The sequence below is a fragment of the Lolliginicoccus lacisalsi genome (assembly GCF_014841105.1).
Lineage (GTDB): Bacteria > Actinomycetota > Actinomycetes > Mycobacteriales > Mycobacteriaceae > Lolliginicoccus > Lolliginicoccus lacisalsi.
Window position 1 is genome coordinate 371,420 of sequence record NZ_JACYWE010000002.1, and the last position, 26,634, is coordinate 398,053.

Annotated in this window: 24 protein-coding genes; 8 read left to right on the forward strand and 16 right to left on the reverse strand. The window is 69.4% G+C overall.

The annotated features are described in order from the left end of the window. Positions 1–73: 73 nt before the first annotated feature. From purF to purL, 5 genes are all read right to left on the reverse strand, one after another. Entirely contained in the window at positions 74–1,654 is a 1,581-nt protein-coding gene (purF, locus tag HT102_RS05220) for an amidophosphoribosyltransferase (protein WP_333473289.1), read from the reverse strand. Positions 1,655–1,727: 73 nt separating this feature from the next. Beyond that, positions 1,728–2,123: a sterol carrier family protein gene (locus tag HT102_RS05225; RefSeq protein ID WP_192038334.1), complete on the reverse strand. Its 396-nt coding sequence runs from the start codon at positions 2,121–2,123 to the stop codon at positions 1,728–1,730. 21 nt (positions 2,124–2,144) lie between these two features. Further along, positions 2,145–2,813 carry a CPBP family intramembrane glutamic endopeptidase gene (locus HT102_RS16255; protein WP_192038335.1) on the reverse strand — a complete coding sequence of 223 codons (669 nt, stop codon included), beginning with the start codon at positions 2,811–2,813 and terminating at the stop codon, positions 2,145–2,147. Beyond that, entirely contained in the window at positions 2,810–4,603 is a 1,794-nt protein-coding gene (locus HT102_RS05235; protein WP_333473290.1) for an alpha/beta hydrolase, read from the reverse strand. Before HT102_RS05235 ends, HT102_RS16255 begins: the two co-directional genes overlap by 4 nt. Positions 4,604–4,677: 74 nt before the next feature. Beyond that, positions 4,678–7,020, reverse strand: coding sequence for a phosphoribosylformylglycinamidine synthase subunit PurL (purL, locus tag HT102_RS05240; RefSeq protein WP_192038336.1), 2,343 nt, complete (start codon positions 7,018–7,020; stop codon positions 4,678–4,680). Positions 7,021–7,186: 166 nt separating this feature from the next. Between purL and HT102_RS05245 the strand changes: the two genes are divergently transcribed. The 5 genes from HT102_RS05245 to HT102_RS05265 are packed head-to-tail and all read left to right on the forward strand — an operon-like array spanning position 7,187 to position 11,379. Then, positions 7,187–8,158 (forward strand): DUF4129 domain-containing protein, encoded by a 972-nt coding sequence (locus tag HT102_RS05245; RefSeq protein WP_225443229.1) that lies wholly within the window; start codon positions 7,187–7,189, stop codon positions 8,156–8,158. A 29-nt stretch (positions 8,159–8,187) separates the two neighbouring features. Next, positions 8,188–8,643, forward strand: a complete 456-nt coding sequence (locus HT102_RS05250) for a hypothetical protein (RefSeq protein WP_192038337.1) — start codon at positions 8,188–8,190, stop codon at positions 8,641–8,643. Between the two features lie 59 nt (positions 8,644–8,702). After that, on the forward strand, positions 8,703–9,623 hold the full coding sequence (locus HT102_RS05255) for an AAA family ATPase (RefSeq protein WP_192038450.1): 921 nt from the start codon (positions 8,703–8,705) through the stop codon (positions 9,621–9,623). Further along, positions 9,620–10,870, forward strand: coding sequence for a DUF58 domain-containing protein (locus tag HT102_RS05260; RefSeq protein WP_192038338.1), 1,251 nt, complete (start codon positions 9,620–9,622; stop codon positions 10,868–10,870). The genes HT102_RS05255 and HT102_RS05260 overlap by 4 nt, the downstream gene beginning before the upstream one ends. Then, complete coding sequence (locus HT102_RS05265; protein ID WP_192038339.1) at positions 10,867–11,379, forward strand: hypothetical protein; 513 nt, start codon at positions 10,867–10,869, stop codon at positions 11,377–11,379. The genes HT102_RS05260 and HT102_RS05265 overlap by 4 nt, the downstream gene beginning before the upstream one ends. On the opposite strand, the gene HT102_RS05270 is transcribed toward HT102_RS05265, so the two are convergent. Further along, positions 11,376–12,467, reverse strand: coding sequence for an acyltransferase family protein (locus HT102_RS05270; protein ID WP_192038340.1), 1,092 nt, complete (start codon positions 12,465–12,467; stop codon positions 11,376–11,378). The two genes, HT102_RS05265 and HT102_RS05270, sit on opposite strands and share 4 nt — an antisense overlap. A gap of 259 nt (positions 12,468–12,726) precedes the next feature. Here HT102_RS05270 and HT102_RS05275 point away from each other — a divergent pair, with 259 nt between their 5' ends. Continuing rightward, complete coding sequence (locus tag HT102_RS05275) at positions 12,727–13,983, forward strand: glycosyltransferase 87 family protein (RefSeq protein WP_225443231.1); 1,257 nt, start codon at positions 12,727–12,729, stop codon at positions 13,981–13,983. Positions 13,984–13,998: 15 nt separating this feature from the next. Here the strand turns inward: HT102_RS05275 and purQ are convergent, their stop codons facing one another. Both purQ and purS read right to left on the reverse strand, forming a co-directional pair. Next, on the reverse strand, positions 13,999–14,676 hold the full coding sequence (gene purQ, locus HT102_RS05280) for a phosphoribosylformylglycinamidine synthase subunit PurQ (RefSeq protein WP_192038342.1): 678 nt from the start codon (positions 14,674–14,676) through the stop codon (positions 13,999–14,001). Beyond that, positions 14,673–14,918 (reverse strand): phosphoribosylformylglycinamidine synthase subunit PurS, encoded by a 246-nt coding sequence (purS, locus tag HT102_RS05285; protein WP_192038343.1) that lies wholly within the window; start codon positions 14,916–14,918, stop codon positions 14,673–14,675. Before purS ends, purQ begins: the two co-directional genes overlap by 4 nt. A 132-nt stretch (positions 14,919–15,050) precedes the next feature. On the opposite strand from purS, the gene HT102_RS05290 reads away from it, so the two are divergent. Next, on the forward strand, positions 15,051–15,707 hold the full coding sequence (locus HT102_RS05290) for an MBL fold metallo-hydrolase (protein ID WP_192038344.1): 657 nt from the start codon (positions 15,051–15,053) through the stop codon (positions 15,705–15,707). A gap of 221 nt (positions 15,708–15,928) precedes the next feature. Here HT102_RS05290 and HT102_RS05295 read toward each other — a convergent pair whose 3' ends face one another. The 4 genes from HT102_RS05295 to HT102_RS05310 form a co-directional block, all read right to left on the reverse strand. Further along, a complete protein-coding gene (locus HT102_RS05295; protein ID WP_225443232.1) occupies positions 15,929–18,472 on the reverse strand; it encodes an ABC transporter permease in 2,544 nt (847 codons plus the stop codon). After that, complete coding sequence (locus HT102_RS05300) at positions 18,472–19,224, reverse strand: ABC transporter ATP-binding protein (protein ID WP_192038345.1); 753 nt, start codon at positions 19,222–19,224, stop codon at positions 18,472–18,474. The genes HT102_RS05295 and HT102_RS05300 overlap by 1 nt, the downstream gene beginning before the upstream one ends. A gap of 89 nt (positions 19,225–19,313) precedes the next feature. Continuing rightward, a complete protein-coding gene (locus HT102_RS05305) occupies positions 19,314–20,018 on the reverse strand; it encodes a DUF2334 domain-containing protein (protein WP_192038346.1) in 705 nt (234 codons plus the stop codon). Between the two features lie 108 nt (positions 20,019–20,126). Further along, on the reverse strand, positions 20,127–20,618 hold the full coding sequence (locus tag HT102_RS05310; RefSeq protein WP_192038347.1) for a glutathione peroxidase: 492 nt from the start codon (positions 20,616–20,618) through the stop codon (positions 20,127–20,129). 108 nt (positions 20,619–20,726) lie between these two features. Between HT102_RS05310 and HT102_RS05315 the strand changes: the two genes are divergently transcribed. Beyond that, entirely contained in the window at positions 20,727–21,488 is a 762-nt protein-coding gene (locus HT102_RS05315; RefSeq protein WP_192038348.1) for a substrate-binding domain-containing protein, read from the forward strand. Positions 21,489–21,515: 27 nt separating this feature from the next. On the opposite strand, the gene HT102_RS05320 is transcribed toward HT102_RS05315, so the two are convergent. The 4 genes from HT102_RS05320 to purB form a co-directional block, all read right to left on the reverse strand. Further along, a complete protein-coding gene (locus HT102_RS05320; protein ID WP_192038349.1) occupies positions 21,516–23,609 on the reverse strand; it encodes a S9 family peptidase in 2,094 nt (697 codons plus the stop codon). After that, complete coding sequence (locus HT102_RS05325; RefSeq protein ID WP_192038350.1) at positions 23,606–24,511, reverse strand: phosphoribosylaminoimidazolesuccinocarboxamide synthase; 906 nt, start codon at positions 24,509–24,511, stop codon at positions 23,606–23,608. The genes HT102_RS05320 and HT102_RS05325 overlap by 4 nt, the downstream gene beginning before the upstream one ends. Before the next feature lie 141 nt (positions 24,512–24,652). Then, positions 24,653–25,069 (reverse strand): HIT family protein, encoded by a 417-nt coding sequence (locus tag HT102_RS05330; protein WP_192038351.1) that lies wholly within the window; start codon positions 25,067–25,069, stop codon positions 24,653–24,655. 8 nt (positions 25,070–25,077) lie between these two features. Beyond that, complete coding sequence (purB, locus tag HT102_RS05335; RefSeq protein WP_333473291.1) at positions 25,078–26,517, reverse strand: adenylosuccinate lyase; 1,440 nt, start codon at positions 26,515–26,517, stop codon at positions 25,078–25,080. Positions 26,518–26,634 lie beyond the last annotated feature (117 nt).

Sequence of the window (26,634 nt, forward strand, 5' to 3'; positions counted from 1 at the left end):
GGGTGAGTTGCCGATAGCAGGCCACGCCATCGGGCATGGCGGCCCGGATGGCGCGGCGAGCGGGCTGCGGGGCCTACTGGACGCCCAGCGAGGGCGTGGCCGGAGAGCCTGGCCTCGCGCCAGTGGCGTCGCCCTCGGTGGAGTCGAACATCGCCTCGAGCACGTTCTTGCCGATGCGGCTCTCGTGCGGCAGCTCGATCGGATAGACACCGTCGAAGCAGGCGCGGCACATGCGCGACGCGGGCTGCTCGGTCGCCGCGGTCATCTCGTCGACGGAGATGTAGCCGAGCGAGTCCGCACCGATGGAGGAGCGCACCGCCTCGAGCATCTCCTCGGTCGAATCGGCGCCGTTGGCGATGAGCTCCGCGGGGGACGCGAAGTCGATGCCATAGAAGCACGGCCACTTCACCGGCGGCGAGGCGATGCGCACGTGGATCTCGAGCGCGCCCGCCTCGCGGAGCATCCGCACGAGCGCGCGCTGCGTATTGCCCCGCACGATGGAATCGTCCACCACCACGAGGCGCTTGCCGCGGATCATGTCGCGCAGCGGGTTGAGCTTGAGCCGGATGCCGAGCTGGCGGATCGTCTGGGACGGCTGGATGAAGGTGCGCCCGACGTAGGCGTTCTTCATCAGCCCCTGGCCGTAGGGGATCCCGGAGCCCTGCGCGTAGCCGACCGCGGCGGGCGTGCCGGACTCGGGAACGGGTATCACGAGGTCAGCCTCGGCAGGATGCTCCTTGGCGAGGCGGCGCCCGATCTCCACGCGGGTGGCATGCACGGAGCGGCCCGAGATGACGCTATCGGGACGAGCGAGGTACACGAACTCGAACACGCAGCCCTTCGGCTCGGGCTTGGCGAAGCGCATCGATCGCACGCCGTCGGCGTCAATGGCCAGCAGCTCGCCGGGCTCGATCTCGCGCACGTAGGAGGCGCCGACGATGTCGAGAGCGGAGGTCTCGCTGGCCACGACCCAGCCCCGGTCGAGCCGGCCCAGGCAGAGCGGCCGCACGCCGTGCGGATCCCGCGCCGCATACAGCGTGTTCTCGTCCATGAAGGTCAGGCAGAACGCGCCGCGCAGCTGCGGGAACAGTTCCATGGCAGCCTGCTCGACGCTGGTATCGGCGGCCGCGTGGGCGAGCAGCGCGCCCACGATGTCGGAGTCGGAGGTGGCGGCCTTGCGGCGGCGACCACCAAGCAGGCCGGCCTCGCGCGCCTTGGCGGCGAGCTCCGCCGTATTGACGAGATTGCCATTGTGGCCGAGGGCGATGCCCGTGCCGGCCGAGGTGGTGCGGAAGATCGGCTGCGCGTTCTCCCACGTCGTCGCGCCCGTGGTGGAGTAGCGGCAATGCCCGATAGCGACGTGCCCGCGCATGGCGATCAGGGTCTGCTCATCGAACACCTGGCTCACTAGGCCCAGATCCTTGAACACCAGTACCTGGCGGCCGTCCCCGACTGCGATGCCCGCCGCCTCCTGGCCACGGTGCTGCAGGGCGTACAGGCCGTAGTAGCTGAGCTTGGCGACGTCCTCGCCCGGGGCCCAGACACCAAAGACCCCGCATTCCTCGCGTGGCTCCTGCTCCTCCGCATCGAGCGCGGGCTGGTAGACATCCGCGTCGGGGCTCGTGGCGGTGTCGCGGCTCGTATGTGCAGTCACAGCGCAATGCTCCCTTGGCGAGGGGTCGGAACAATTCGAGTCTACGGTCCGCGGCGGCGCTCGCGCGAACTTCTCACAACGGCACGATCGGCATCCATCGGGTGATCTCGGCGGCGCGGGATCCCGAGGCTTCGCCGCGCCCGTCCGCGCAGAGTTCCTCCAGGGACGCCAGGCCTGTCGCCAGCAGCAGCCAGGAGCGCGGGGGCAGCTCGACCACGTTCGGTGGGGTGCCGCGCGTGTGTCGCGGGCCCTCGATGCACTGGATCGCCACGTGGGGAGGCACGCGGACCTCCACGCTGTGCCCGGGCGCGCCCTGCTCGAGGGCGTGCGCGCACGCCCGCGCCGCGGCCGCTACCAGCGGCTTTGGCGGCGCTTCCGTGTTGTCGGGGTCGCGCAGCCAGTCGGCGATGGCGAGCACCGCGGCCCGCACGTCCTCGGGTCGCGCGGAGGTGCCCCGTCCTTGTGCCATGTTCCTGCCCCTTGGGATCGGCTACTGGTTGGCATCCACCATATGGACGATAAGCGCTCCTCCGGCATTCATCGCGTAGTGCACCACCGCGGGCGCCACGACACTGCTGGTGGCGGATGTCAATGAGGTGAACACCACACCGCCGAGCATGGTCACCAGCACCGTCGATCCCACGGAGTGCCCCGCGCAGCGCGCGGGGGCGACATGCCAGGCGCCGAAGGTGGCGGCGCCGGCGAGCCGGGCGGGCCACCGCCCGTGCCGGGCCAGCGGCAGCGCGTCCCGCCAGAGGGCGTCGAGCGCGGACCGGAACAGCAGTTCCTCGGCGAGCACGGTGCCAACCGGGATGTGGAACAACGTCCACGCCGCCAGTGGCCCCAGCGGCGGCCCGGGGCGCCCGGCGACCGCGCGGCGCGCTGCCAGCGCCCCGGCGACGCCGAGGCAGCCAAGAGACGGCAGCACGACGATCCGGGTTCCAGCGGCCAGCCCGGCGCGGGCATGGCCAGGGTGCAGCCCCAAGTCCTCCCAACCGGAGCCGTGGCCCGCTGCCCGCGCGATGGCCACGGCCGTCACCCCCGCCGCGGCGTGCGCGACGGTCCGGACCGCCCAGGGCCAGGCAGCGCGCGGGACGATCACTGTGTTCCAGGCCACGGCCGCGCTGCTGGCGGCCGCGGCGAGGACCACCCTCCTCACCCCGCGGGTCCTTCATCGCCGATCGGGCTCTGCCGGGGCAGCACGTACCGCGACAGCGTGTCCATGATGGCGTGGGCCTCGGCGGTGTCCGCATCGGTCCAGCCGTCGGGCGCGGCGATCGCGAGCCAGCCGTCGAGGATGAAGTCACCGTAGAGGTGGCCGTGCCCGTAGGGGATCCGGCCCGCGTTGACGAGGTCGGAGGCCACCTGCCAGAAGGTGACGATCGGGCGCCATTGCATCGCTGGGGAGACATCGTGCCCCCGGGGCTCGCGCAGCCAGTCGGGCCGCTGGAACAGCAGGTCGGGCGACCACCACACCACGGGATCGGTGGGGTGCTGGAGGTAGAGCACGCGCGGCTCGAGCCACGGCGCGGCGTCGAGCTCGGCGGCGGCGGGCAGGTCCTCGGGCTTGTTGGCGAAGCGCACGATCAGTCCCCCCGCGTAGGTGGGCTGGATCTGCGGCGTGCCAGGATCGCGCCGCTCGGTGATCGCCTGCCAGAGCCGGTTGGCGTTGACCGGACCGACCCACAGCGCTCCCGATACCTTCTCGCGGAGATCAGCGAGCCCGGTGAAGGCGGCCTCGGAGCCGTAGGAGCCGAGGCTCTCGCCATAGACATGCAGCTCGGGCCGATCATCGGGACTACGGCGGGACCATTCCTCGTAAACGGCGTCGAACAGCTTCCTGCCTGCTTCCTGCGCGATCTCCCGGTCGACGAGGAAGGACACCGCGCTGGGCAGGAAGGAGTACTGGATGGTGACGAACGCGGTGTCACCGCGGTGGATGAGCTCGAGCGACTGAGTGGCTACCGGATTGATCCAGCCCGTGCCGGTGGTGGTCGCGACGACGAGCACTTCCCGCTCGAACGCCCCGGTGCGCTCGAGCTCGGCGAGGGCCAGCTCGATGCGCTCGTCGATGCTCGGGGCGGTATCGATGCCCACGTACACGCGGATGGGCTCGAGGGCGGGCTCGCCGGTGGCGCGCTCGAGCTCGGCGCCGCGCAGCCCGCGCGAGACGATGCGCCGCCCTTGCAGACCGAGGGTCTCCCAATCGGCGCGGGATGCGGGGCTGCCGGAGCGCTCCGGCTCGATGGGCTGGGCCACGGTGTCCTCGATCTCGGCGTTCTGCACGGAGAAGACCGAGTTGGCGGCGATGACCATGCCGCGGATGAGCACACCATCGACGAGGGTGATGACCAGGGCGGAGACGAGGACGATGCCGAGCGCGTCAACGATGTACCGGGGCAGGCGCAGGAGCTTGCGCAGCGCGTGACCGACGATGCGGACGATGATGCGGAGCAGCCGCGCGGCGAGGATGATGCCCAGCGCGATCGCGACGGCAAGCAGCCCGGCGCGGACGTGGGACGTGCCCGAGGGCGGATCCATGTCGATGAGCTCGCGGATCTGGCGCTGCCACTCGGCGGAGGCGATGACGGCGGTGACCATCAGGAACAGCGTCGCGACGGTGGTGAGCCCGCGCAGTGCCCACCTCGCCCGCCGGGGCAGCGGGGGCCATTCGAGCAGCGGCTGCACCACCGATCGCGCGAACCAGGCGATGATCACGCCCGTGCCGTATCCGGCGGCCAGGCTGATGCCCGATACCAGGCCCTGGTAGGTCCACTCCCGGGGCAGCAGGGAGGGGGTCATCGACCATGCGAAGAACACCCCCGCGACCGCGAGGCCCACGAGATCGAGTCGCAGCAGCAGCCAGGCCCGTCGCACCGGATCGGGGGCTCGTCGGGTGATCTCGTCGATGAGCCCGGCGAGCGCGCGGGGAGGCGATGCGCTGGTCACGCCTCACCTCCCCGTCACGGTCCGCTCGCCCGGGCCGCCAGGGGGCCCGGGAAATGGCTCAGGCTGGCACCGGCTCAGGCTATAGCGTGCCCGAACAGCCGTGGCAGGGTGCCGCCGCGATGCTCGGCGAGCTCGCTGAGCGTGAACGTGCCCACGCCCTGGATCTCGACGTCGTCCGAACCGTTGACAACGACACCGATCCGCTGCCAGGGCATGCCCCGCATGGTGCACATCGACGTGAATCGAGGCTCCTCGGTGCGAGGAACAGCCACGAGGACGCGCCCCGTCGATTCGGAGAACAGGTGCACGAACGGGTCCGCATCCTCGGCCAGCACGATGCGGCAGCCCGTCTCGGAGGCCAGCGCCATCTCGATGACAGCCTGCGCGAGACCGCCCTCGGAGAGGTCGTGCGCTCCGTTGATCAGGCCATCGCGGCTCGAGGCGACCATGATCTCGCCGAGCAGCCGCTCATGCTCGAGGTCGACCTGGGGCGGCACTCCCCCGAGGTGATCGTGCGCGACCTGCGCCCAGACCGAGCCGTCGAGCTCGTCGCGGGTCTCGCCGAGCAGGATGAGCGACTCACCGTCATCGAGGCCGAACGATTGCGGGGTGCGGCGGTGCACATCATCGATGGTGCCGAGCACGCCCACCACGGGCGTGGGCAGGATGGGCTGGCTGCCGGTCTGGTTGTAGAAGCTGACGTTGCCGCCGGTGACGGGGATGCCGAGGGTGGCGCAGCCGTCCGCGAGGCCGCGCACGGCCTGCTGGAACTGCCACATCACGGCCGGATCCTCGGGGGAGCCGAAGTTCAGGCAGTTCGTCACGGCCTTCGGTGTCGCGCCGGTGGCGGCGACATTGCGGTAGGCCTCGGCGAGCGCGAGCTGCGCGCCGCGGTACGGGTCGAGCTTGGTGTAGTGGCCGTTGCAGTCGGTAGCCAGGGCGATGCCCCGGCCGGTCTGCTCATCGATGCGGACGACACCCGCGTCAGCGTGCTCGGCAAGCACCGTGTTGCCACGCACGTAGCGGTCATACTGCTCGGTGATCCACGCGCGGCTGCACAACTGCGGCGAGGAGATCATCGCGATGATCGTCTCGCGCAGCTCCTCGGGGGTGGCGGGGCGGGCCAGTCCCGCAGTGGTGCTCGCGACCAGCGCGTCCTGGTCAGCGGGGCGGGCCAGCGGCCGCTCGTACACCGGGCCCTCGTCGGCGAGGCTCTTCGGTGGCGCATCGACGACGGTCTCGCCATGCCAGGTGATGACGAGGTGCTCGCCATCGGTGACCTCGCCGATATCAGTGGCGATGACATCCCACTTGCGGCAGACGTCCATGAAGGCATCGACGTTCTCCGGGGTGACCACGGCGCACATGCGCTCCTGCGACTCCGACGACAGCACCTCGGCGGCGGTCATGTTCGCCGCCCGAAGCGGCACCTTGTCGAGCTCGATGTGCATGCCGCCATCGCCGGCCGCCGCGAGCTCGGAGGTCGCGCAGCTCAGCCCCGCGCCACCGAGATCCTGGATGCCCACCACGAGGCCCTTGTGGTAGAGCTCCAGGGTGCACTCGATGAGGACCTTCTCGGTGAACGGATCGCCCACCTGCACCGACGGCAGCTTCTTGCGGCCCCCGCCGGACTCGTCGCCATCGAAGGTCTCCGAGGCGAGCACGGAAACACCACCGATGCCGTCGAGGCCGGTGCGGGCACCATAGAGAATGATCTTGTTGCCCGCGCCCGAGGCGAACGCCAGGTGCAGGTCCTCCACGCGCATCACGCCCGCGCACAAGGCGTTGACGAGCGGATTGCCCTGGTAGGACGCGTCGAAGACGGTCTCGCCACCAATGTTGGGCAGGCCGAGGGAGTTGCCGTATCCGCCCACGCCGCGCACCACGCCGTCGACGACGCGCCGCGTGTCCGGATGGTCGGCCGCGCCGAAGCGGAGCTGGTCCATCACCGCGATCGGTCGCGCGCCCATCGCCAGGATGTCGCGCACGATCCCGCCGACTCCGGTGGCAGCGCCCTGGTACGGCTCCACGTACGAGGGGTGGTTGTGGCTCTCCACCTTGAACGTGACGGCCCAGCCGTCGCCGATATCGACCACGCCGGCGTTCTCGCCGATTCCGGCGAGCATCGATTCCTTCATCGCCGCGGTGGTGGTCTCCCCGAAGTAGCGCAGGTGGACCTTGGAGGACTTGTAGGAGCAGTGCTCGCTCCACATCACCGAGTACATCGCGAGCTCGGCATCAGTGGGGCGGCGGCCGAGGATCTCACGGATCCGCGTGTACTCATCGTCCTTGAGTCCCAGCTCCCGGTATGGCTGGGGGATGTCCGGGGTCGCCCCGGCGCGAGCGACCGTATCGATACGGGCCTGCTGCGGGTCGGCGGTGACGGAATCGGAGACAGGCTGTGCTGATGACGACACGGAGGCTGGGGTCCTTTCGACGCGGTGGCCCGCCGTCGCGGAGTCTGGCGGCGTGCCACCGTGGAGTCTACCGTGATCATCGCGGCACGCCGGAATCGCGCGATGAGCTGGAATCCCTGGGCGGAACAAGGCCCGGCGCATGGGCCGCGCGTGCCAGGATGTGGACATGCGCGGCGATCCCGAAATGCTTCCAGCCCGCACACCGGTCACCCTGATAGCGGCGACCGGGCTATCGTGCGGCGCGGTCATCCATGCGCTGCGCCATCCGGCCCCCTCGGGAGGGCCCCTGCTCCCCTACCAGTGGACGGCCGCCCTGCTCGGCCTGGTGCTGCTCGCCGCGATCGCCATCACGGGGCTGGCGATGCTGTTCGTGTGGCGGCACCCGCCGGGACGGCCGCCACCACTGCCTGCCTCACCGATCCGGCGCATGGACCGCTCCCCGGCCCGCGCGCCCGCCGCCCGGCGCCTCGCCGCGTGGTTCGTGCTCGCCGCCGTGCTGGCCACCCTGGCGCTGCTGATGCTGCGCCAGCCCTCCGCCACCATCCGCATCTACGCGCCAGGATCCACTGAGCCCACCAGCCCGGCCCCGACCGGGGTGCCCGGTCCCGGCGAGCAAATGCCCGACGAGCAAATGCCCGACGCCGCGGCCGAACCAGGCCTGGGGCTGTGGTACCTCCTCGGCACGGCCCTGCTCCTCGCGCTTCTCGTGATGGGCATGGGCTTGTCGCTGCGACTGCCCCGCGGCGGCCTCATCCTCGAGCCGACGGAAACAGAGCCCGCCCAAGCCCCTCCCGGTTCCGCGCTGCGCGCCGCGACCGAGCAAGGGCTCGCCGCCATCGGCCAGCACACCGACACCCCGCGCGCGGCGATCATCGCCTGCTATGCCGCGATGGAACAGGCGCTGCGCGACTCGGACGATGCCTCGCCCCGCGAGTCCGACACCCCGCGCGAGGTGATCCAGCGTGCCTCGCGGCGCGGCTACCTGGGCGAGGGGCCAGCCACGGTGCTCGTGGACCTGTTCACCGAGGCCCGCTTCAGCCAGCACCCCATGACCCGCGAGGACCAGCAGTCCGCCACCGCAGCACTGTCGAGCATGCTCGCCGACCTGAGGAGGACCCTATCCGCGCGCTCATCCTGACCGGGATCGGCACGATCATCGCGTGCCAGGTGCTCGTCGCCCTCCTCGGCCGCCATGACCTGCTGCTGCCGCTGCCCGCGCTGATCGTGGCCTGCCTGTTCCTCGCGTTGCTCTACCAGCTCGCCGTTTTCGGCACCGAGGCCCCGCCCGCGAGCGCCGAGGATGACGCGCGGGCCGCCCAGCGCGGGCTGCTCGACCGGTGGCTCGCGCGCGCCCGCTTCACCGCCGAATGGGCCGACGGCACCGAGCAGGAATGGAACCTGCACCTGCGCCCCATGCTTGCCCGCGAGTTCGAGGAGTCCTTCCACCTCCACGCCCAGCATGATCCCGACACCTACACCAGCACCGGGCTCGCCCTGTTCGGCAGCACCCTGTGGCCGTGGGTGGATCCGCGCGAGGTCGCGCCCGCCCGGCAAGCGTCGGCCCGGCCCAGCCCGGGACGCGCGGCCCTGACCGAGATCCTCTCCCGATTGGAACGCAGTTGAGCCCCCACGATTCCAGCGCCGCCACCACCAGCGCGCGCGCCAACGCCGTGCTCGCCGAGATGGAGCAGATCGTCGTCGGCAAGCGCGAGGCCCTCACCCTCATCCTCATCACGGTGCTCGCCGGTGGGCACGCCCTCATCGAGGACCTGCCGGGGCTGGGCAAGACGCTCATCGCGCGGTCGTTCGCCGCCACCTTCGGGCTGCGCTTCACCCGCGTGCAGTTCACCCCCGACTTGCTGCCGTCCGATCTGCTCGGCTCCACCATCTACGACATGCGCTCCGGCGCGTTCGAGTTCCGGGAAGGCCCGGCGTTCACCAACGTGCTGCTCGCCGACGAGATCAACCGCACCCCGCCCAAGACGCAGTCCGCGCTGCTCGAGGCCATGGCGGAGGGACAGATCACCGTCGACGGCATCACCCACCAGCTGCCTGTCCCGTTCATCGTGCTCGCCACCGATAACCCCATCGAGTACGAGGGCACCTATCCACTGCCCGAGGCGCAGCTCGATCGCTTCGCGGTGCGACTGAGCGTGGGGTACCTCGGGGAGGAAGACGAGCAGGCCATGCTGCAGCGCCGCCTCGACCGGGGTTCCCGTCCCGCGGCAGCCCGGGCGATCCTCGACGCTGGCGACCTGCTCGACATGCGCGAGACCCTCGAGAACGTCACGGTCCACCCCGACGTGCTGCGCTACGTCGTCTCGTTCGCACGCGCCACCCGCTCCCACCCGAAGGTCGAGGTGGGCGCCAGCCCCCGCGCCGAGCTCGACCTGGTGCAGCTCGCGCGCGGCCGGGCCGTCCTCTCCGGACGGGACTACGTGATCCCCGAGGACATCAAGGCGCTGGCGGTGCCCGCGGTGGCGCACCGCATCACCCTGCGGCCGGAGATGTGGGTGCGCCGCATCCGGGGCGAGCAGGTCGTCGAGGAGATCCTCGCGCACCTGCCCGTGCCGCGCGTCGGCGGCCGCTCCCCGGAGCAATGATGCACACCCTCCGCTGGCAACCCTCGACGCTGCTGCTCGCGATCGCCGCGTGCGCTGCGCTGGCGCTGTCGGTGGCGCTGGTGTCGGGCACGTGGGCCGTTGCGCTCTTCGCTGCACCATTCCTCGGGGCCCTGCTCGCTGCCCCATCGCGCGCTGCCCCCCTCGCTCGCGCGGTGACCGCCCCGCCCGAGGGCACGCCCCACCGCGTGTTCGAGGACGAGACCGTCACGCTCGAGCATGCCATCAGCCTCGACGGCGCAGGGTCGCTGCACGTCCAGCCCGTCCCCCGCCCCGGGCTTGCTGTCACCACCACTGGGGAGCCCCAGCAGCTCACGGCCACTGCCTCGCGGTGGGGCAACTATCCGGTCGAGCTGTACTGCCTCGTGATCGCGCCGCATGGATTATGGGCGGCCGAGTGCACGGCCACCATAAGCCGGCTGCATGTCTATCCGCTCGCCGCGCCGCGACAGATCGCTCTGCCTCGCGTGCCCTTGCCAGATCGCATCGGCACGCACCTGACGCGCCGCCGGGGATCGGGCATCGAGTTTGCTGATACCCGCGCGCACCAGCCCGGGGATCCGCTGCACGCGATCAACTGGAAGGCCAGCGCACGAGCGGGACGGTTGCACATCAATGAGCGCTTCACCGACCGCGCGGCCGACATCGTCGCGTTGATCGATACGTATCCGCACGCGCCGGGCCCAGCCAGTGACAGCCTCGATCGGTCCGTGCGGGGCGCCACCCAGATCACCCAGTCCGCCCTGCAGCGCGGCGACCGGGCCGGGATCACCACGCTCGGTTCCCGCGCCCACTGGATCTCCGCCGAGCAGGGGCGCTCGCAGTTCTACCGCATCATCGATGTGGTCGTCGGCGCGAGCACCGATGCCGTTGATGTGCCCGGGACCCTCGCGCCGCTCGATGCGCTACCACCAGGCGCGATCGCCATCGCGTTCTCGCCGCTGCTCGAGTCGCAGTTCTCGCTGGCGCTGATGGTGCTGCGCCGCCGCGGACATCCCGTCGTGCTCGTGGATGTGCTGTCGGGAACGCTGCCGTTCGAGGAAGCCGTCGAGCCGCTCACCGCGCAATTGTGGCGGCTCGAGCGGCGCAAGCTCGCTCGGGATCTCGAATCGGTGGGCGTGCATGTGGTGACCTGGAACGCGAGCGAGGACGAGGGCGCGGACCTGCAGCAGGCATTCCGGTTGCTGCATCGCACGACGCGTGACACCGGCCGGGGCAGGCGACGATGATCCGGACCGCGCTGATCGTGGCCGTGCCGGGCTGGGTGGCGATCGCTGCGACTGGCTTGCTCGCGCTCCAGTCGGTGACAGCTCCTGCGACTGGCCAGATGCCCGTGGTGATCCTGGTAGCCCTCGTCGGCACCATCTCCGCAGCCGCCGCAAGCCATGCGCGCTGGGGCGGGGCGGGCGCCCTCGTGACAGTAGCGGCGGCTATCGTCTTGCTCGCGCTACCGGGGGCAGCGCCCCTGCTCGCGGGCACCGGTCTGATTGTCGTGGGGGCGTGCGCGGCGCTGCTGCATGTGCTCACCGCGTGGTGCGCGCGCCATGGAATCGCGGTGGGCCCCTTGCTGCGCCAGCTCGGCCCGCCCACCGCGGCGGTGACGGTAGTGGCCGCGGCCGGGGCCATCGTTCCGTTGCTCTCGCCGTGGATGGTCGCGCTCGCCGCCCCGGCAGCGATCGCGGCGATGGGCATCGCGGTGCTGCGGGCGACGCGGTTCCCCCGGAACCGGGGCGTCTAGCGCGCGGGGACGATGAGCTCGTTGCCGCCGGGCTTGCTTGCATCAGGCCCCCCGGTGGGGCGCGTGGGCGGCGGTGCCTGCAACCAGCCCGGGAGGCCGAACAACCAATTCGCTCGGGCCGCAGTGAGGGCTTGATGCAGCGCCAGGGCGCCCACGACGCCCGCGACAGCGATGGCGATCGGTCCCACGGCCTGCACCGTGCCCACCGAGGGCACGAGGCCATTGTCCAGCGCCAGGTAGGAGATCGTTCCCAGCGCGATCTCATGCATCAGGTAGATGGGGAGCGTAACGGTTCCGAGGTAGGCCAGCGTCTTCACCGCGGGCTGCCAGGTGATGCTCGCCGCGGCAAGAACGCCCACCGCGAGACCCAGGAGCGTCAGCACGATGCTGCCGAGCGCGGTCGCCGCGAGCCCGCCCTGCAGGGACAGGTAGAACAGTCCCGCGTAGGCGAGCGCTAGCGCACTGACCAGGCCGAGCGAGGCATGCCGGGCCAGCGCGGTCAGGAGGTCGCGCCCACGCACGCCAATGAGGAAGAACAGGAAATAGGCGGCCATGTTCTGCCAGGTCCACGGCAAGATGTCCTGCGCGTAGGCGAGCCAGGAGACCAGGAACGCGATTCCGACCTGAAAGCGGACATCGAGGCGATCAAGAAGCTTCGCGGCGGCGAAATAAACAGCCAGTGCATACACGAACCACAATCCATTGTGCGGCACGAGGATACCGGTCAGGAGCCGCCAGGGATGCTCTTCCTCACGCGTCAGGCTCGCGCCCGGGACAATCGTGAAGTAGGCGAACCGGAGCACCACCCAGAGGCCATACAGATAGAGCATGAGGACAATGCGACGGCGCCACACATCGTTCCACGACCGTGCCAGGATCCCGGCCGCGAAAAATCCCGAGGCCAGGAAGAACAACGGCATGCGGATGGGCTCCAGCAAGGCATTGAAGGCGACCCACCAGTCGGAGCCGTAGCCTCGCGTGATAGCAAAATTCGTGGAGTGGAACACAACGACCAGCAGGATGCACATGCCCTTGGCGACATCCACCCATACCAGGCGGGGAGCTTGCTTGGTGGTCGTAGTGGTCACAACGCTCCTCCTGCCTGATGCCGGGTCATCCCTTCAACGGTACGCGCACGAGCGCAACAGGCGGCACCCATTTGTGACCCCGCTCACGTGCCAGATCTGTCACAATTCTGTACCGTCGTTATCACTGAATTGACCGAGCAACAGTTTTACTGTCCCTTTGGAGAATGTTTTGAGCCGAATTAATAAGCAATCGATGAAGGGAAACAATGGGCGCGCGAACGTTTCACTAGCCTCTCCGATGATCCTGGCAGGGATCACCATGACAATCATCGCGGTCGGCGCAGTGGTGCACAGCGCTGCATCCGGAAAACTCATCGATCTCGCGGTGTTCCAGGCCGCGGGGCAAGCCTTCCTCGACGGGACCCCCCTCTACAGCGACGACTTCGAGCGCCCCCACGGCTTGCGCTTCATCTATGCCCCCTTCGCCGCCATGCTCTTCGCGCCGCTCGCGCTCATCGACGAGCCACTTCTCCAGCTCGCCTGGACGATCACCAGCGTGGCCCTGGTCTGGGCGATCCTGCTGATGCTGCTCCGCCACGCCTGGCCCGCGCTGCGCGCGACGCCCGCGCGCGCCATGACGGTCGCCACCGCGCTGCTCGGGGTAGCGCTGGTGCTCGAGCCGATCCTCTCCACCAAATACTTCGGCCAGATCAACCTCGTGCTCATCACCCTGGTCGTCGCCGACCTGACCGGAACGATCCCCCGGCGCTTCCGCGGCATCGCCACCGGCATCGCGGCCGCGATCAAGGTCACCCCCGCCGCGTTCGGCCTGGTGTTCCTGCTGCGCAAGGACCTCGGTTCCGTGGCTCGCGCCATCGCTACAGGGCTCGCGACCATCCTCATCGGCTTCCTCGTGCGACCCGAATCGTCGATGTGGTACTGGACCTACGAGTTCTTCCGCACCGACCGCGCTGGCGGCCACTCCTACGGTCCGAACCAGGCGCTGACCGGCATGCTGGCCCGGACCGGGCTCGACGGCACCGCCAAGGACATCCTCTGGCTCGCGGGCGCCCTGCTGATCGTTGCCCTAGCGACGTGGTGCGCATGGCGGTTCACCCGGCGCGGCGACCACGTGGTGGCGCTCGGCCTGGTAGCGCTCGCCTCGCTCGCCGCAGCACCGTTCGCCGTCACCCACCACTGGGTGTATGTGCTGGTGCTGCTGCCCATCGCTGTCGCGCCCGCGTACCGGGCATGGCGAGCACTGGTCATCCCCGCGATCGTGGTGTTCATCGTGGCGCCCCACCGCTTCGCCATCGACGATCCCAGCAGCATCGCCGGCATCGCCTACAACTTCGTCGTCGGCAACGGCCAGTTCTGGACGGCAATGGTCCTGCTGGGCGCCGCGTTCATCGCGGCGCGACGCCACGTCCCAGCCTCTGGCGCGCCAGGCTCCGGTGCTCAAGCCTCCGAGGCGCCGGGCTCCGCGGCGCCGGGCTCCGCCGCCCGCAACGACGAGCTTCGCGCGGGCACCGTCAACGCCAGGATCGATCACACGATGGCCGAGGTGCCGCGCTAGCTGGCATGTGTGTGGTCAGGCAGTGAGCACGCCGTCGAGCACGGACAGGAACATGCCCAGCCCGTCATCGCTCGGCCCGGTCAGCGGCTCGGTGGCGTGCTCGGGATGGGGCATCAGTCCCACGACCCGGCCATTCGCCGAGGCCACGCCCGCGATGCCGCGCTGCGACCCGTTCGGGTTAGCGCCCGCGTAGCGGAACACCACGCGCCCCTCGCCCTCGAGCTCGTCGAGGGTCTCCGGCGAAGCCTGGTAGCGCCCCTCGCCCGACTTCAGCGGTACAAGGATCTCCGCGCCCGGCTCGTAGCGCGACGTCCATGCCGTCGCGCTCGACTCCACCCGCAGCCACTCGTCACGGCAGATGAAGTGCAGGCCCTCGTTGCGGGTCAGCGCGCCGGGCAGCAGGCCCGCCTCGCACAGGACCTGGAAGCCATTGCAGATGCCCAGCACGGGCATGCCACGGCGAGCCGCCTCGACGACCTCGCCCATCACCGGCGCGAAGCGCGCGATCGCGCCGCACCGCAGGTAATCGCCATACGAGAAGCCACCCGGCACGATAACGGCATCGACGCCCTTCAGGTCAGCATCGGCATGCCACAACGCGACATCCACGCCGCCCGCGAGCCGGACCGCCCGCGCCGCATCCACATCATCGAGCGTGCCCGGGAACGAGATCACCCCACTGCGCGCGCTCACGCCTCGACCTCCACCCGGGCGACTTCCCACTCCTCGATCACGGTGTTCGCCAGCAGCGACTCCGCGATGCGCGCCACCGTCTCATCATCCACGGTGTCCGCGACCTCTAGCTCGAACCGCTTGCCCTGGCGCACCGACAGCACGCCATCGAACCCCAGGCGCGGCAGCGCGCGCTCGATCGCCTGCCCCTGCGGATCCAAGATCTCAGCCTTGGGCATGACACTGACAACTACACGCGCCACCCGGCACTCCTCGCCACCTCGACACCACTGCAAGCACTGCACCACGCGCGGAGCGCGGCCGACCCTAAGCGTACCGGTTCCCGGAAGCAGGTTTATCCCCACGACCACCGCCCTCCCCCGATACTGGAGCACATGCGGTTGACCCATTTTGGACATTCCTGCCTGCTCGCCGAGATCGCCGGCACCCGAGTGCTGCTTGATCCCGGGACGTTCTCCCACGGCTTCGAGGGCATCACCGGCCTCGATGCCATCCTCATCACCCACCAGCACCCCGACCACATCGACACCGCGCGCCTGCCCGATCTGCTCGCGCACAACCCCACCGCCCGGCTCATCGCCGACCCCTCCACCGCCAGCAGCCTCGGCGACGCCTGGCAGGCCGCGCTTCCCGGGCAGCAGATCACCATCGGAGACCTGCAAGCCACCGTCGGGGGCGGGCGGCACGCCATCATCCATCCCGACATACCCGTCATCGACAACGTCGCGTACCTGCTCGGCACGGCGGAGCGACCGGGCCAGCTCCTGCATCCCGGTGATTCGCTGTATGTGCCTCCGCAACCGGTCGAGGCCCTTGCTCTTCCCGCCGCGGCGCCGTGGATGCGCATCGCCGAGGCCATCGACTACCTGCGTGCCGTGCAGCCGGGCACCGCGATACCCGTGCACCAAGGCATCCTGTCCGACGCCGGGCTGCGCGTCTACTACTCCCGGCTTGCCGAGATGGCCCGGCCCGGGACGCGCTTCCGCGCCCTCGACAGCGAGGTCGAGACCAGTATCGAGAGCGAAGGCTGACCCCGCGCGCCGGGTCGCGGTGGCGGTGGTAGCCAGCCAGCGGCAGCGGCGGGCCAGCCAGCGGCAGCGGCGGCGGCGGGCGAGCAAAAGCACCGGAAACCGCCAAACGCGATAGAAACCGCCCTGGATTCTGGGTGGTTTCTATCGCGTTTGCGGCGACAGCCCCGACGAGCCGCGGCGAGAGGCCCACACGGACCGCCGCCCGAATAGCCGACCGCGCGCTACAGGTCGGCGATGGCCTCAAGCGGCTTCGTGCGCGCCGCCCGGTTCGCGGGCCATAGCGCGGCGAGCACACCGACGATGGCGGAACCGACGAGCATCAGCACCACTTGGCCCCACGGCACGGCGAGAATGCGCAGGCCCTCGTCACGAAGGGTCTCGACGAACGCCCAGCCGAACAGGACGCCGAGCGCGACACCGAGCGCCGCGCCGAACACCGCGATGAGTGCGGACTCGATGTAGATGGTGCGCCGCACCTGCTTGCGATGCATGCCCACGGCCCGCAGCATGCCGATCTCGCGACGCCGCTCCACCACCGACAGCGCGAGGGTGTTGATGATGCCGAGGACCGCGATGACCACGGCGAGCGCGAGGAGGGCGTAGAGCAGCGACAGGATGAGGTTGATCTGCTGGGCCTGCGAGTTCTTGAACTCCTCGCGGTCCATGACCTGCACCACCACGAAGGGCTCGACCGCCTGCTCGATGCTCTCGCGCAGCCCGGCCGGGTCGGTTCCGTCCTCGGCGACGACCATGACAAAGATGGTGGTCTGCACGAACGCGGGAATGAGCGCGTCCATCGCCTCGTCGGACAGCACCATCGCCGCGGTGAGGCTGTTGCGCTCGAAGATGCCGATGACCTCCGCATCGACCGTGCCATCACGAGAGGGTCGCTCGATGCTGGCGGTGTCGCCGATGGCCAGGCCGAACCGCTCGGATGTGGCCTCGTCGAGCATGACGCTGCGCCCGTCGAGATCGCTGCTGCCGTCGATCATGGGGACCTCAAGGACACCATCCACGCCACCAACGAGGCTGGTGCCAGTAACATTCTGCCCGTCGATGAATCCGGGGGCGATCTTCAGCGCCGCGGCCTTCTCGACGCCACGCACCCGCTCCACGGCAGGCGCGACCACGCCGGGCACGCCGGTCATCTGTGGCCCGCTGAGCACGTAGTCGGCCTCGACGCCCTGGTCGATGAGGTCGTCGATGCTGACCTTCGCCGAGTTGCCGAGCACACCGATGACGGTGACGAGGGTGAGGCCGAGCGTCAGCGCGAACGCCGTCGCCGCGGTTCGCCGCGGGTTGCGGATCGCGTTGGTGCGGGCGAGCTTGCCCGTCGCCCCGAACGGCTTGCTGAGCACGCCCAGCGCGCCGATCGCAGGCTTGGAGAGGCCCGGGGTGGCGAGCAGCACCGCGAGGATCAGCAGGCCAGCGCCGATGCCGACGCGGAGCGCCCCGGCCTGGCCGGTGTACTCGGTGCCCCAGATCAGCAGCGCGAGCGCGGGCACGCCGATCACGGCGCCGATGAGCGTGCGCGCGCGGGTGGAGTCGCTCGCCGAGGAGTTCTCCTCGCGCATCGCCGCGACCGGCGGGATGCGCGAGGCACGCCGCGCGGGCGCGTAGGCACTGACGATGGTGACCAGGATGCCGACCGCGAGCGCGACGATCACGGTGCGCGGCTCGAGGGCGAGCGCGCCACCAGGCAGGCCGAGACCGGTGGCGTCGAGGACGATGCGCAGCCCGTAGGCGATCCCGACGCCCGCGGCGAGGCCCAGGACGCTGCCGATGATGCCCACAACGAGCGCCTCGAAGATCACCGACCGGCTGATCTGCTTGCGGCTCGCGCCGATCGCCCGCAGCAGCGCCATCTCGCGGAGCCGCTGGGCGACGATCATCGCGAAGGTGTTGTAGATGATGAACGTACCGACGACCAGCGCGATGGCGCCGAACGCGAGCAGGAAGTAGTTGATGAACGAGAGGTTCTGCTCGAGCTCGTTCTGCTGGTTGTCGCGCGCCTCGCTGCCGGACAGGACCTCGAACCCATCGGGCACGAGCGCCGCGACCTGATCGCGCAGTTCGTCCTGCGAGACGCCCTCGGCGGCAGCGAGATCGAGGCGGGTCACGTGGTCACCGTCGGAGAACAGTTCGAGGGCTTGCTGCTCGATGAACTGCACCCCGATGAACCCGCCCACGTCGACGGGCAGGTCGTAGGTTCCGGTGACGGTGACGGTGACGGTTCCGCTGTTGGGGACGAGGACGTCGACCTCGTCGCCGACCTCGAGCCCGGCCCGCTCCATCCCGGAGGTGTTGATGATGACCTCCCCCTCTCTCGAGGGGGGCTCGCCCGACACCATCTCGATGGGTTGCCCGATCGCGGCCTCCGGCGGGAAATAGGGCTGGCCCTGGCTGGGCGCCCCACCGGTCTGCACGGCCGAGCCGTCCTTGATGAGGATGACCTGCCCGCCGGCGTACTTGATGGAGTCACGCACGTCCGGCAGCGTGGCGATCTGATCGGCGAGGTCGAGGGGCACGCCGAGCGAGGCTTGGTTCTCGGCGACCACGCGCACATCGACGCCCTGCGAGTCACCGGTGAAGATCTGGTCGAAGGTCTTCTTCAAGGTGTCGGTGAACACGAAGGAGCCGGTCACGAACGCGGTGCCGAGAACCACCGCGAGCACGGTGAGGAACAACCGCAGCTTGTGGGCCCCGAGGTTGCGCAGCGACACCTTGCGCATGGGCGCGCGCGACGGCGCGGCAGTCACCGGCATCAGATCTTCTCCAGGTTCTTCATCGTGTCGATGATGGAGTCCGTGGTGGGCTCGTAGAGCTCATCGACGATGTTTCCGTCGGAGAGGAACACGACACGATCGGCGTAGCTCGCGGCGCGCGGATCGTGGGTGACGATCACGACGGTCTGCTCGAACTCATTCACCGAGGCCCGCAGGATCTCGAGGACCTCCGTCCCGGAACGGGAATCGAGGTTGCCGGTCGGCTCATCGCCGAAGATGATCTCGGGCCGGCCCACGAGGGCGCGGGCGCAGGCGACGCGCTGCTGCTGCCCGCCCGACAATTCGTTCGGCCGGTGATCGAGCCGATCACCGAGGCCGAGGCGGGTCACGACGGTATCGAGCCATTCGTTGTCCGCGGCCCGTCCCGCGATGTCGAGCGGCAGCGTGATGTTCTCGAGCGCGGTCAAGGTCGGCACCAGGTTGAACGCCTGGAAGACGAAGCCGATGCGATCGCGCCGCAATTGCGTCATCTGCCGGTCGTTGAGCTCGGTGAGCTCGGTGCCGCCGATGTTCACCGAGCCGGAGGTGGCGGTATCGAGCCCGGCGAGGCAGTGCATCAGGGTGGACTTGCCGGATCCGGAGGGACCCATGATCGCGGTGAACTGGGCCCGGGCGAACTCGACATCGACCCCGTCCAGCGCGCGTACCTGGGTGTCTCCACTGCCGTAGATCTTCATGAGGCTGCTTGCGCTGGCGGCGATGTCATCGCGGCCTGGATTCGTCTCGACCATGCGCCCCATCATTCCAACCAGGGCGGCCCCGCGCCATACGAACATGCCCCCGGTTCGAACATGCCCCGGCTCCGGGGGAACCCTGAGAGCTAGGCGGCGTCCGCGATCGCCCGCCGGTAGGGCCAGCGATAGGTCGTCGGCGTCGCGCCATGGTGCAGGCTCAGGTCGATCGCGTCGAGGAAGGCCTGCCGCGGCCCGGAGCGCTGGAGGTGCTTGGCCTTGATGGCGAGGCGGACCACGCCGCCACGCCGCGCGACACGCTCGGAGGTCATCACCAGCGAGCGGCACCACCATGGTTCCGAGAGGAACCCCTCCCCCACGCCGAGGACGCGCGCCCGGGTGACGAGGTTGTGCTCGAGGTCGCGGATGGCGGTGAGATCGGCGCACAGGCGGAACCCGACGCGCGGCAGCATCATCAGGGCGCCCTCGGAGACGATCCAGCGTGGCGGCGCGAACAGCCTCGTGCGCAGGCCCGCCTCCTCCATGACGCGATCGGCCGCGATCAGCCGGAGCATCGCCTCGTGAGCTGGGAGGGTGGCGAACTCGGCGCGGCGCTTCTTCGTCGCGGCCTGGTCGTAGCCATGCATGACGATCGAGGCGCCACGCTCCTGCTCGCCACGCAGCCATTCCTGCGTCCCGGGGGCGTTGAGCAGGCGATACTTGCCCTTCATGCGGGGCGCGACGAGCAGCGACACCGGCACGTCCCGCTTCTGGAGCTCCTCGAGGAAGCTCGCCGTGAGATCCACGGTGGTATCGCGGATTCCGGAGGCCGAGACCAACAGTTCTGCGCTCATAGTCCCACGGTCACATCATGGGATGTACGCCTACTGGCCCCAAGGTGTCCGCTATGCGAACGTTTCGCGCCAGGGGCGCGTCCGGGACCACGAAAGGGCATGTGCTGCTCAGGGCAGCAGCGATTCGATCGCCCCGGTCACCGCGGGATCATCCGGCATGGTGCCCGGCCGGAAGCGCTTGGCCACCGAGCCTCGCGCATCAACGAGGAACTTCTCGAAGTTCCACTGGATGTCCCCCGCCTCGCCCGCGTCGTCCGCGGTCGCGGCCAGCACCTCATACAGCGGATGCCGCTGCGCGCCATTGACATCGGTCTTCTCCAGCATCGGGAACGTCACCCCGAACGTGGTGGAGCAGAACGTCGCGATCTCCTCGGCCGTGCCCGGCTCCTGCCCGCCGAACTGGTTGCACGGCACGCCGACCACCGTCAGCCCGCGCTCGCGGTACCGCCCGGCGATCTCCTCGAGCTGCTGGTACTGCGGCGTGAGCCCGCACCGGGATGCCACGTTGACCACCAGGTACGGGCCAGGGCCGAGATCGGCAAGCGTGGTCGGCTCGCCGCCGAGGGTTCGCAGGGGCAGGGAGGCAACGGTTTGCGACATGCCACCAAGGTACCGATCACGGTCCGGCAGGTCACGGGTTCATCCAGGAGCAGCGACCATTGTGTTGCGGGATTACCAGAGCATTACCCGCCGTGTGAGACTTGCCGCATGAGAGCTCGCTGGGGAACCCTCGCTGCCGCAGGCCTGCTGGCAGTGCTCGCCGCCGGATGCGTCTCCACCCAGCCCAGCGAGTCCCTGGCCGTGCGCGCGCCCGGTTCGCTGCGCGGCGCCCTCGACGACGTGGCCAGGCAGTTCGAGGACGCGCACCGCGGCATCGCCATCACGATCCGCTACGACGGCCATCCGGGTGCCATGGAGCAACTCGGCACCGCTCTCGATCAGCCCCGCACCGCTGACGAGGCCATTGATGTGCTCATCACCGAGGATGAGTCGCTCATGTGGCAGGCGGTGGACGAGGGGCTCGTCAGCGGCGATCCCGTCACGCTCGCCCGCAGCACCTATGTCGTGGCCATCCCCAGCGGGGCTGATTCCACCTTCGACGACGTCGTATCCAGCGCGATGGCGGTGTCCACCTGCTCCGAGGAGCTCCCCTGCGGGCAAGCCGCCCACGCTGTGGCCCGCCGCGCCGGGCTCGCCATCGACACCGACCTCCAGGAGCAGACACCCAGCGAGGTCCTCGAGCGCGTCATCGACGGCAGCGCCGAAGCCGGGCTCGTCCTCGACACCGCCACCCACGCTGCCGGGCAGGACGTCACGATCCTCGACCTGCCGTTCCCCGCGAGCACCACGAGCCTCGCCGCACCGGTCGCGGAGTCCCCGGACCGCGCTGCCGCGCAGCGATTCATCGAGTTCCTCCGCACTGACGAGGCGCAGGACGCGCTCGACCATTCCGGGCTCGCTGCCCGCTAGGTCGTCGGGACTTCAGGCGTCGGGGCTTCAGGCGTCGGCAAGCCCCACCTGGTCGAGGACCCAGGCGAACTCGAACGCCACTTCCTTCCACTTCTCGTACCGGCCGCTGACTCCCCCGTGGCCGGCGCTCATCTCGGTCTTGAGCAGCACATCGCTGGCACCAGCCTCGCGGAGGCGCGCCACCCACTTCGCGGGCTCGACATAGAGCACCCGGGTGTCGTTGATGCTGGTGATCGCCAGGATGGGCGGATAGTCCTGCTCGAGGACGTTCTCGTAGGGCGAGTAGGACTTCATGTACTCGTAGACGGCCGGATCCTCGAGGGGGTTGCCCCACTCGTCCCATTCGATGACGGTCAGTGGCAGCGACGGGTCGAGGATGGACGTGAGGGGGTCGACGAACGGCACGTTGGCGAGAATGCCGTCGAACAGCCCGGGAGCCATGTTGGCCACGGCGCCCATGAGCAGCCCACCGGCACTACCGCCGTCGGCGATGATGCTGCGGGCGTGCCCGGTGTCGCGCAGATGACGGGCGCACGCGATGAAATCGGTGAATGTGTTCTTCTTGGTCAGGGTCTTGCCCGTGTCATACCAATGGCGACCCATCTCGCCACCGCCGCGGACGTGGGCGACGACGAATGCCATCCCCCGGTCGAGCAGGGAGAGCCGTGACACCGAGAATGACGGGTCGGTGCAGGACTCGTACGAGCCGTATCCGTAGAGCAGCACCGGGGCGGGACTATGCAGGTCGGTGCGCTGGATGATCGACAGCGGGATGCGGGTGCCATCCTCAGCAACCGCCCACTCGCGACGCTGCTCGTAGTGGCCCCGATCGTAGCCCCCGAGAACAGGCTGCTCCTTGCGCAGTAGCAGTTCCCCGCTGGCGAGCTCGTAATCGAACACCCGCACGGGCGTGATGAACGAGGTGAAACCGATGCGCAGATAGGGAGCGGACCATTCGGGGTTGGCGCCGGCACCGGCGGTGTAGAGCTCCTCGCCGAAGTCGATCTCCTGCATGTCCCCGTAGCCGTTCTCAGTGAGGGGCCACAGCGCGAGGCGGGCGATGGCGCCACGCCGGTAGCCCACCACGAGGTGATCGCGGAAGGACTCGACGTCCTCGATCCGCACGTCCTCGCGGTGCGGGATGAGGACCCGCTGCGCGGTGGGATCGGCGACGGGCGCGTCGGCGAGCTCGAAGTTCTCGGCACCCTCGTTGTGCAGGATGAGGAACCGGTCCTCCCCCGCGACGACGACATGATCGATGCCGTACTCGACTCCCTCGCGGCGCGGCAGCACCACCGTGAACTCGCCGGTGGGGTCATCGGCGGCGAGGACGCGAGCCTCGCTGGTGATCTTGGAGCCCACCTCGATGACGAGGTACCGGCGGCTGCGCGTGATGCCGATGCCGGTCCAGTAGCGCTCGTCGGGCTCGTGGAAGACCACGACATCGTCGCTGCTCGGCGCACCGAGCTGGTGCCGCCACACCGTGTCGGGACGCCACGATTCGTCGACGGTCAGATAGAACAGGTACGTGCCGCTCGGGTCCCACAATGCCCCCGGGGAGGTGTTGGGGATCTCGTCCCCGAGCAGCTCATCGGTGCGCAGGTCCTTCACGCGCAGCGTGTAGCGCTCGTCCCCGGCGGTATCGACACCATAAGCGAGCAGGTTGCCGTCCTCGGTGACAGCGAAGCTGCCGAGGCTGAAGAACTCGTGCCCCTCTGCTTCCTTGTTCGCGTCGAGCAGCACCTGCTCGCCGGGCATCCCGGCCCCCGACTCCACGGCGGGCGGGGTCCAGTCATCCTCGCCCGCGATGGGGCATCGGCAGCTCAGGCCATACTGCTGGCCCTCGACGGTCCGGCTGTAGTACCACCAGGGGCCGCGGCGCACGGGCACCGACATGTCGGTCTCCTGGGTGCGGTTCTTGATCTCGGTGAAGATCTTCTCCCGCAGCCCCGAGAGATGCGCGGTGCGGCGCTCGGTGTAGGCGTTCTCGGACGCGAGGTAGTCGATGACCTCGGGGTCGGACTTGTCGCGCAGCCACTCATAGTTGTCGATCACCACATCGCCATGGTGCTCACGACGATGCGGGACCTGCTTGGCGCGCGGCGGCACCGGAGCCGTCATGCCTCGGTCCAGGCCGACTCGCCCAGCCACTCATCGAACGACAGGCCAGAGATCCGCTCGTACGCCTCGATGTAGCGCTTGCGGGTCGCATCGACCACGTCATCAGGCAGTGGCGGGGGCGGGCTGTCGGAGTCACGGTCCCAGCCCGATTCCGGGCTGGTCAACCAGTCACGCACGAATTGCTTGTCGAAGCTGGGCTGCACCTTCCCTGGCTCGTAGTCCTCCACCGTCCAGAACCGCGAGGAATCCGGCGTGAGCACCTCATCGGCGAGAATGAGGTTGTTGCCCGAATCCATCCCGAACTCGAACTTCGTGTCGGCCAGGATCAAGCCGCGGGCCTCGGTCAGCGTCGAGGCGCGCAGGTAGATGTCCAGCGTCTCCGTGCGCAGCCGGTACGCGAGGTCCGCGCCGAGCTTCTCCGTGACCGCTTCGAACGTGATGTTCTCATCGTGCTCGCCGATCGCGGCCTTCGTCGCCGGAGTGAAGATCGCCTCCTCCAGCCGGGACGCCTCGCCCAGCCCCTCCGGCAACGTCACGCCGCACACCGATCCGGTGGCCTGGTAATCCTTGAGGGCCGAGCCGGACAGGTAGCCCCGCGCCACGCACTCGAACGGGATCATCGTCAGCTTCTTGACGATCAGCGCCCGGCCCAGCACCTCCTCGGGGATGCGCGAGTCATCGGCGGCGGCGGCGAGATGGTTCGGCACGCCTAGCTCGTTGAAGAAGAACACGCTCATCGCGGTGAGCACGCGCCCCTTGTCCGGGATCGGGGTCTCGAGCACGTGGTCATAGGCAGAGATCCGGTCGGACACCACCATGAGCAGGCTCTCGCCGTCGATGTCGTACAGGTCGCGAACCTTGCCGGACGCGATGTGGGTGTAATCAGCCAAAGTAGGACGCACGGCGTACACCCTAGTGCTTTCTGCCGACAAACTGGGAGCCGAACCCAGCGAACTGCCGGAATGGTGACCAAACCCGCCTTCTGGCGGCCTGGAGGCCAGCATGATCGGGCTGCTGCGGGCGGGCCCGCGGTCAGCAGCCGACTACCTGGGCAAGGCGTTCCGGATCTGCCCAGCCGGGGAGTCGAGGGTCATGCGGTGCGGCCACTGGAAGCTGCCACGCAGGCCGAGCCCGTCGCCAGGATTGCGCGGCAGCACATGCAGGTGCACGTGGAAGACCTCCTGGCCCGCGGCGATGCCATCCGCGAGGAAGAGGTTGATGCCGGCGGGCTCGAGGGGGCTGCGGCGCAGCGCGGCCGCGAGCCTCTGCGCCGTCGCGAACAGGGGCCCGGCAAGATCGGGATCAAGCTCGGCGAGGTTCGTGGCGTGCTGCTTCGGGATCACCAGCAGGTGCCCGGGCGTCATCGGGCGGATATCCATGAACGCCAGGACCTGCTCATCCTCGTGCACCCGGCTGGCCTCGGCCCGGCCGGACACGATATCGCAGAAGATGCATGCCACTGGCGCTCCTAGAGGATGGGGGCGGGCTGGTAGGCAGCGGCGTCCGGGTATCGCTCCGCCAGGATCGCTACCCGCGCCACCACGCTGGCCACCTGGGCCTCCGCGGCACCGACGAAGGCCGACTTGTCGGCGAGCGCCTCCTCGAGCTGAGCGCGGTCCAGCGGGATGCGTGAATCCTCGGCGAGCCGGTCCAGCAGGTCCTGCTCGGCACCCTGCTCGCGCATGGCGAGCGCGACGGCCACCGCGTGCTCCTTGATGGCCTCGTGGGCGGTCTCCCGGCCCACTCCCGCGCGCACCGCGGCCATCAGCACCTTCGTGGTCGCGAGGAACGGCAGGTAGCGGTCGAGCTCGCGCTCCACCACCGCCGGGTAGGCGCCGAACTCGTCGAGCACGGTGAGGAAGGTCTCGAACATGCCGTCGATGGCGAAGAACGCATCGGGCAGCGCGACGCGCCGCACCACCGAGCAGAAGACGTCCCCCTCGTTCCACTGGGCACCAGCGAGCTCCGCGGCCATCGAGCCATAGCCGCGCAGGATCACCTGCAGGCCGTTCACGCGCTCGCACGAGCGGGTGTTCATCTTGTGCGGCATCGCCGACGATCCGACCTGGCCGGGCTGGAATCCCTCGGTCACGAGCTCATGGCCGGCCATCAAGCGGATGGTGTGGGCGAACGACGACGGACCCGCGCCGAGCTGCACGAGCGCGGACAGCACCTCGTGGTCCAGGGAACGGGGATACACCTGGCCGACGCTGGTGAGGACCTCGCGGAAGCCCAGATGATCGGCGATGGACGCCTCGAGGGCCGCGAGCTTGCCAGCATCGCCACCGAGGAGGTCGAGCATGTCCTGCGCGGTACCCATGGGCCCCTTGATCCCGCGCAGCGGGTAGCGATCGATGAGCTCGCGGACGCGATCGAGAGCGACGATGATTTCCTCGGCCGCGGAGGCGAAGCGCTTGCCCAGGGTGGTGGCCTGCGCGGCGACATTGTGGCTGCGCCCGGCCATCACGAGCCCGGAGTACTGGCTGGCGCGCTCGGCGAGGCGGGCCGCGACGGCCACACCGCGATCGTGGACGAGCTCGAGGGCGCGGCGGACCTGGAGCTGCTCGACGTTCTCGGTCAGATCGCGGCTGGTCATGCCCTTGTGGATGTGCTCATGACCGGCGAGCGCGCTGAACTCCTCGATGCGGGCCTTCACATCGTGGCGGGTGACCCGCTCGCGCTGCGCGATGGATGCCAGATCGACCTGGTCGACCACCGCCTCATAGGCCTCGATGACCCCGGCGGGCACGTCGATCCCGAGCTTCCGCTGGGCGCTCAGCACCGCGATCCACAGCTGCCGCTCGAGCACGATCTTGTTCTCCGGCGACCACACGTGGGTCATCCCCGCGCTCGCGTAGCGGGTAGCCAGGACGTTGGGCACGGGGCGCTTGGAATCCTCGGTGGTCACAGCCCACGAGTGTAGTGGCAGGCGCGCGCCCCGCGAACTCCCCCTGGCGCATCCCGGTACCGATCGTGAGGATCCAGCCACCTCCGGCGTGGCCAGATCTTCACGATCGGGCGCGGA

Coding starts and splice junctions, on each gene's coding strand:
- HT102_RS05290 (WP_192038344.1), top strand. CDS start 15,051: ATGCGGTTGACCCATTTTGGACATTCCTGCCTGCTCGCCGAGATCGCC.
- HT102_RS05260 (WP_192038338.1), top strand. CDS start 9,620: ATGATGCACACCCTCCGCTGGCAACCCTCGACGCTGCTGCTCGCGATC.
- HT102_RS05305 (WP_192038346.1), bottom strand. CDS start 20,018: ATGAGCGCAGAACTGTTGGTCTCGGCCTCCGGAATCCGCGATACCACC.
- HT102_RS05310 (WP_192038347.1), bottom strand. CDS start 20,618: ATGTCGCAAACCGTTGCCTCCCTGCCCCTGCGAACCCTCGGCGGCGAG.
- HT102_RS05300 (WP_192038345.1), bottom strand. CDS start 19,224: ATGGTCGAGACGAATCCAGGCCGCGATGACATCGCCGCCAGCGCAAGC.
- HT102_RS05265 (WP_192038339.1), top strand. CDS start 10,867: ATGATCCGGACCGCGCTGATCGTGGCCGTGCCGGGCTGGGTGGCGATC.
- HT102_RS05315 (WP_192038348.1), top strand. CDS start 20,727: ATGAGAGCTCGCTGGGGAACCCTCGCTGCCGCAGGCCTGCTGGCAGTG.
- HT102_RS05275 (WP_225443231.1), top strand. CDS start 12,727: ATGACAATCATCGCGGTCGGCGCAGTGGTGCACAGCGCTGCATCCGGA.
- HT102_RS05225 (WP_192038334.1), bottom strand. CDS start 2,123: ATGGCACAAGGACGGGGCACCTCCGCGCGACCCGAGGACGTGCGGGCC.
- HT102_RS05320 (WP_192038349.1), bottom strand. CDS start 23,609: ATGACGGCTCCGGTGCCGCCGCGCGCCAAGCAGGTCCCGCATCGTCGT.
- HT102_RS05245 (WP_225443229.1), top strand. CDS start 7,187: ATGCGCGGCGATCCCGAAATGCTTCCAGCCCGCACACCGGTCACCCTG.
- HT102_RS05255 (WP_192038450.1), top strand. CDS start 8,703: ATGGAGCAGATCGTCGTCGGCAAGCGCGAGGCCCTCACCCTCATCCTC.
- HT102_RS05295 (WP_225443232.1), bottom strand. CDS start 18,472: ATGCCGGTGACTGCCGCGCCGTCGCGCGCGCCCATGCGCAAGGTGTCG.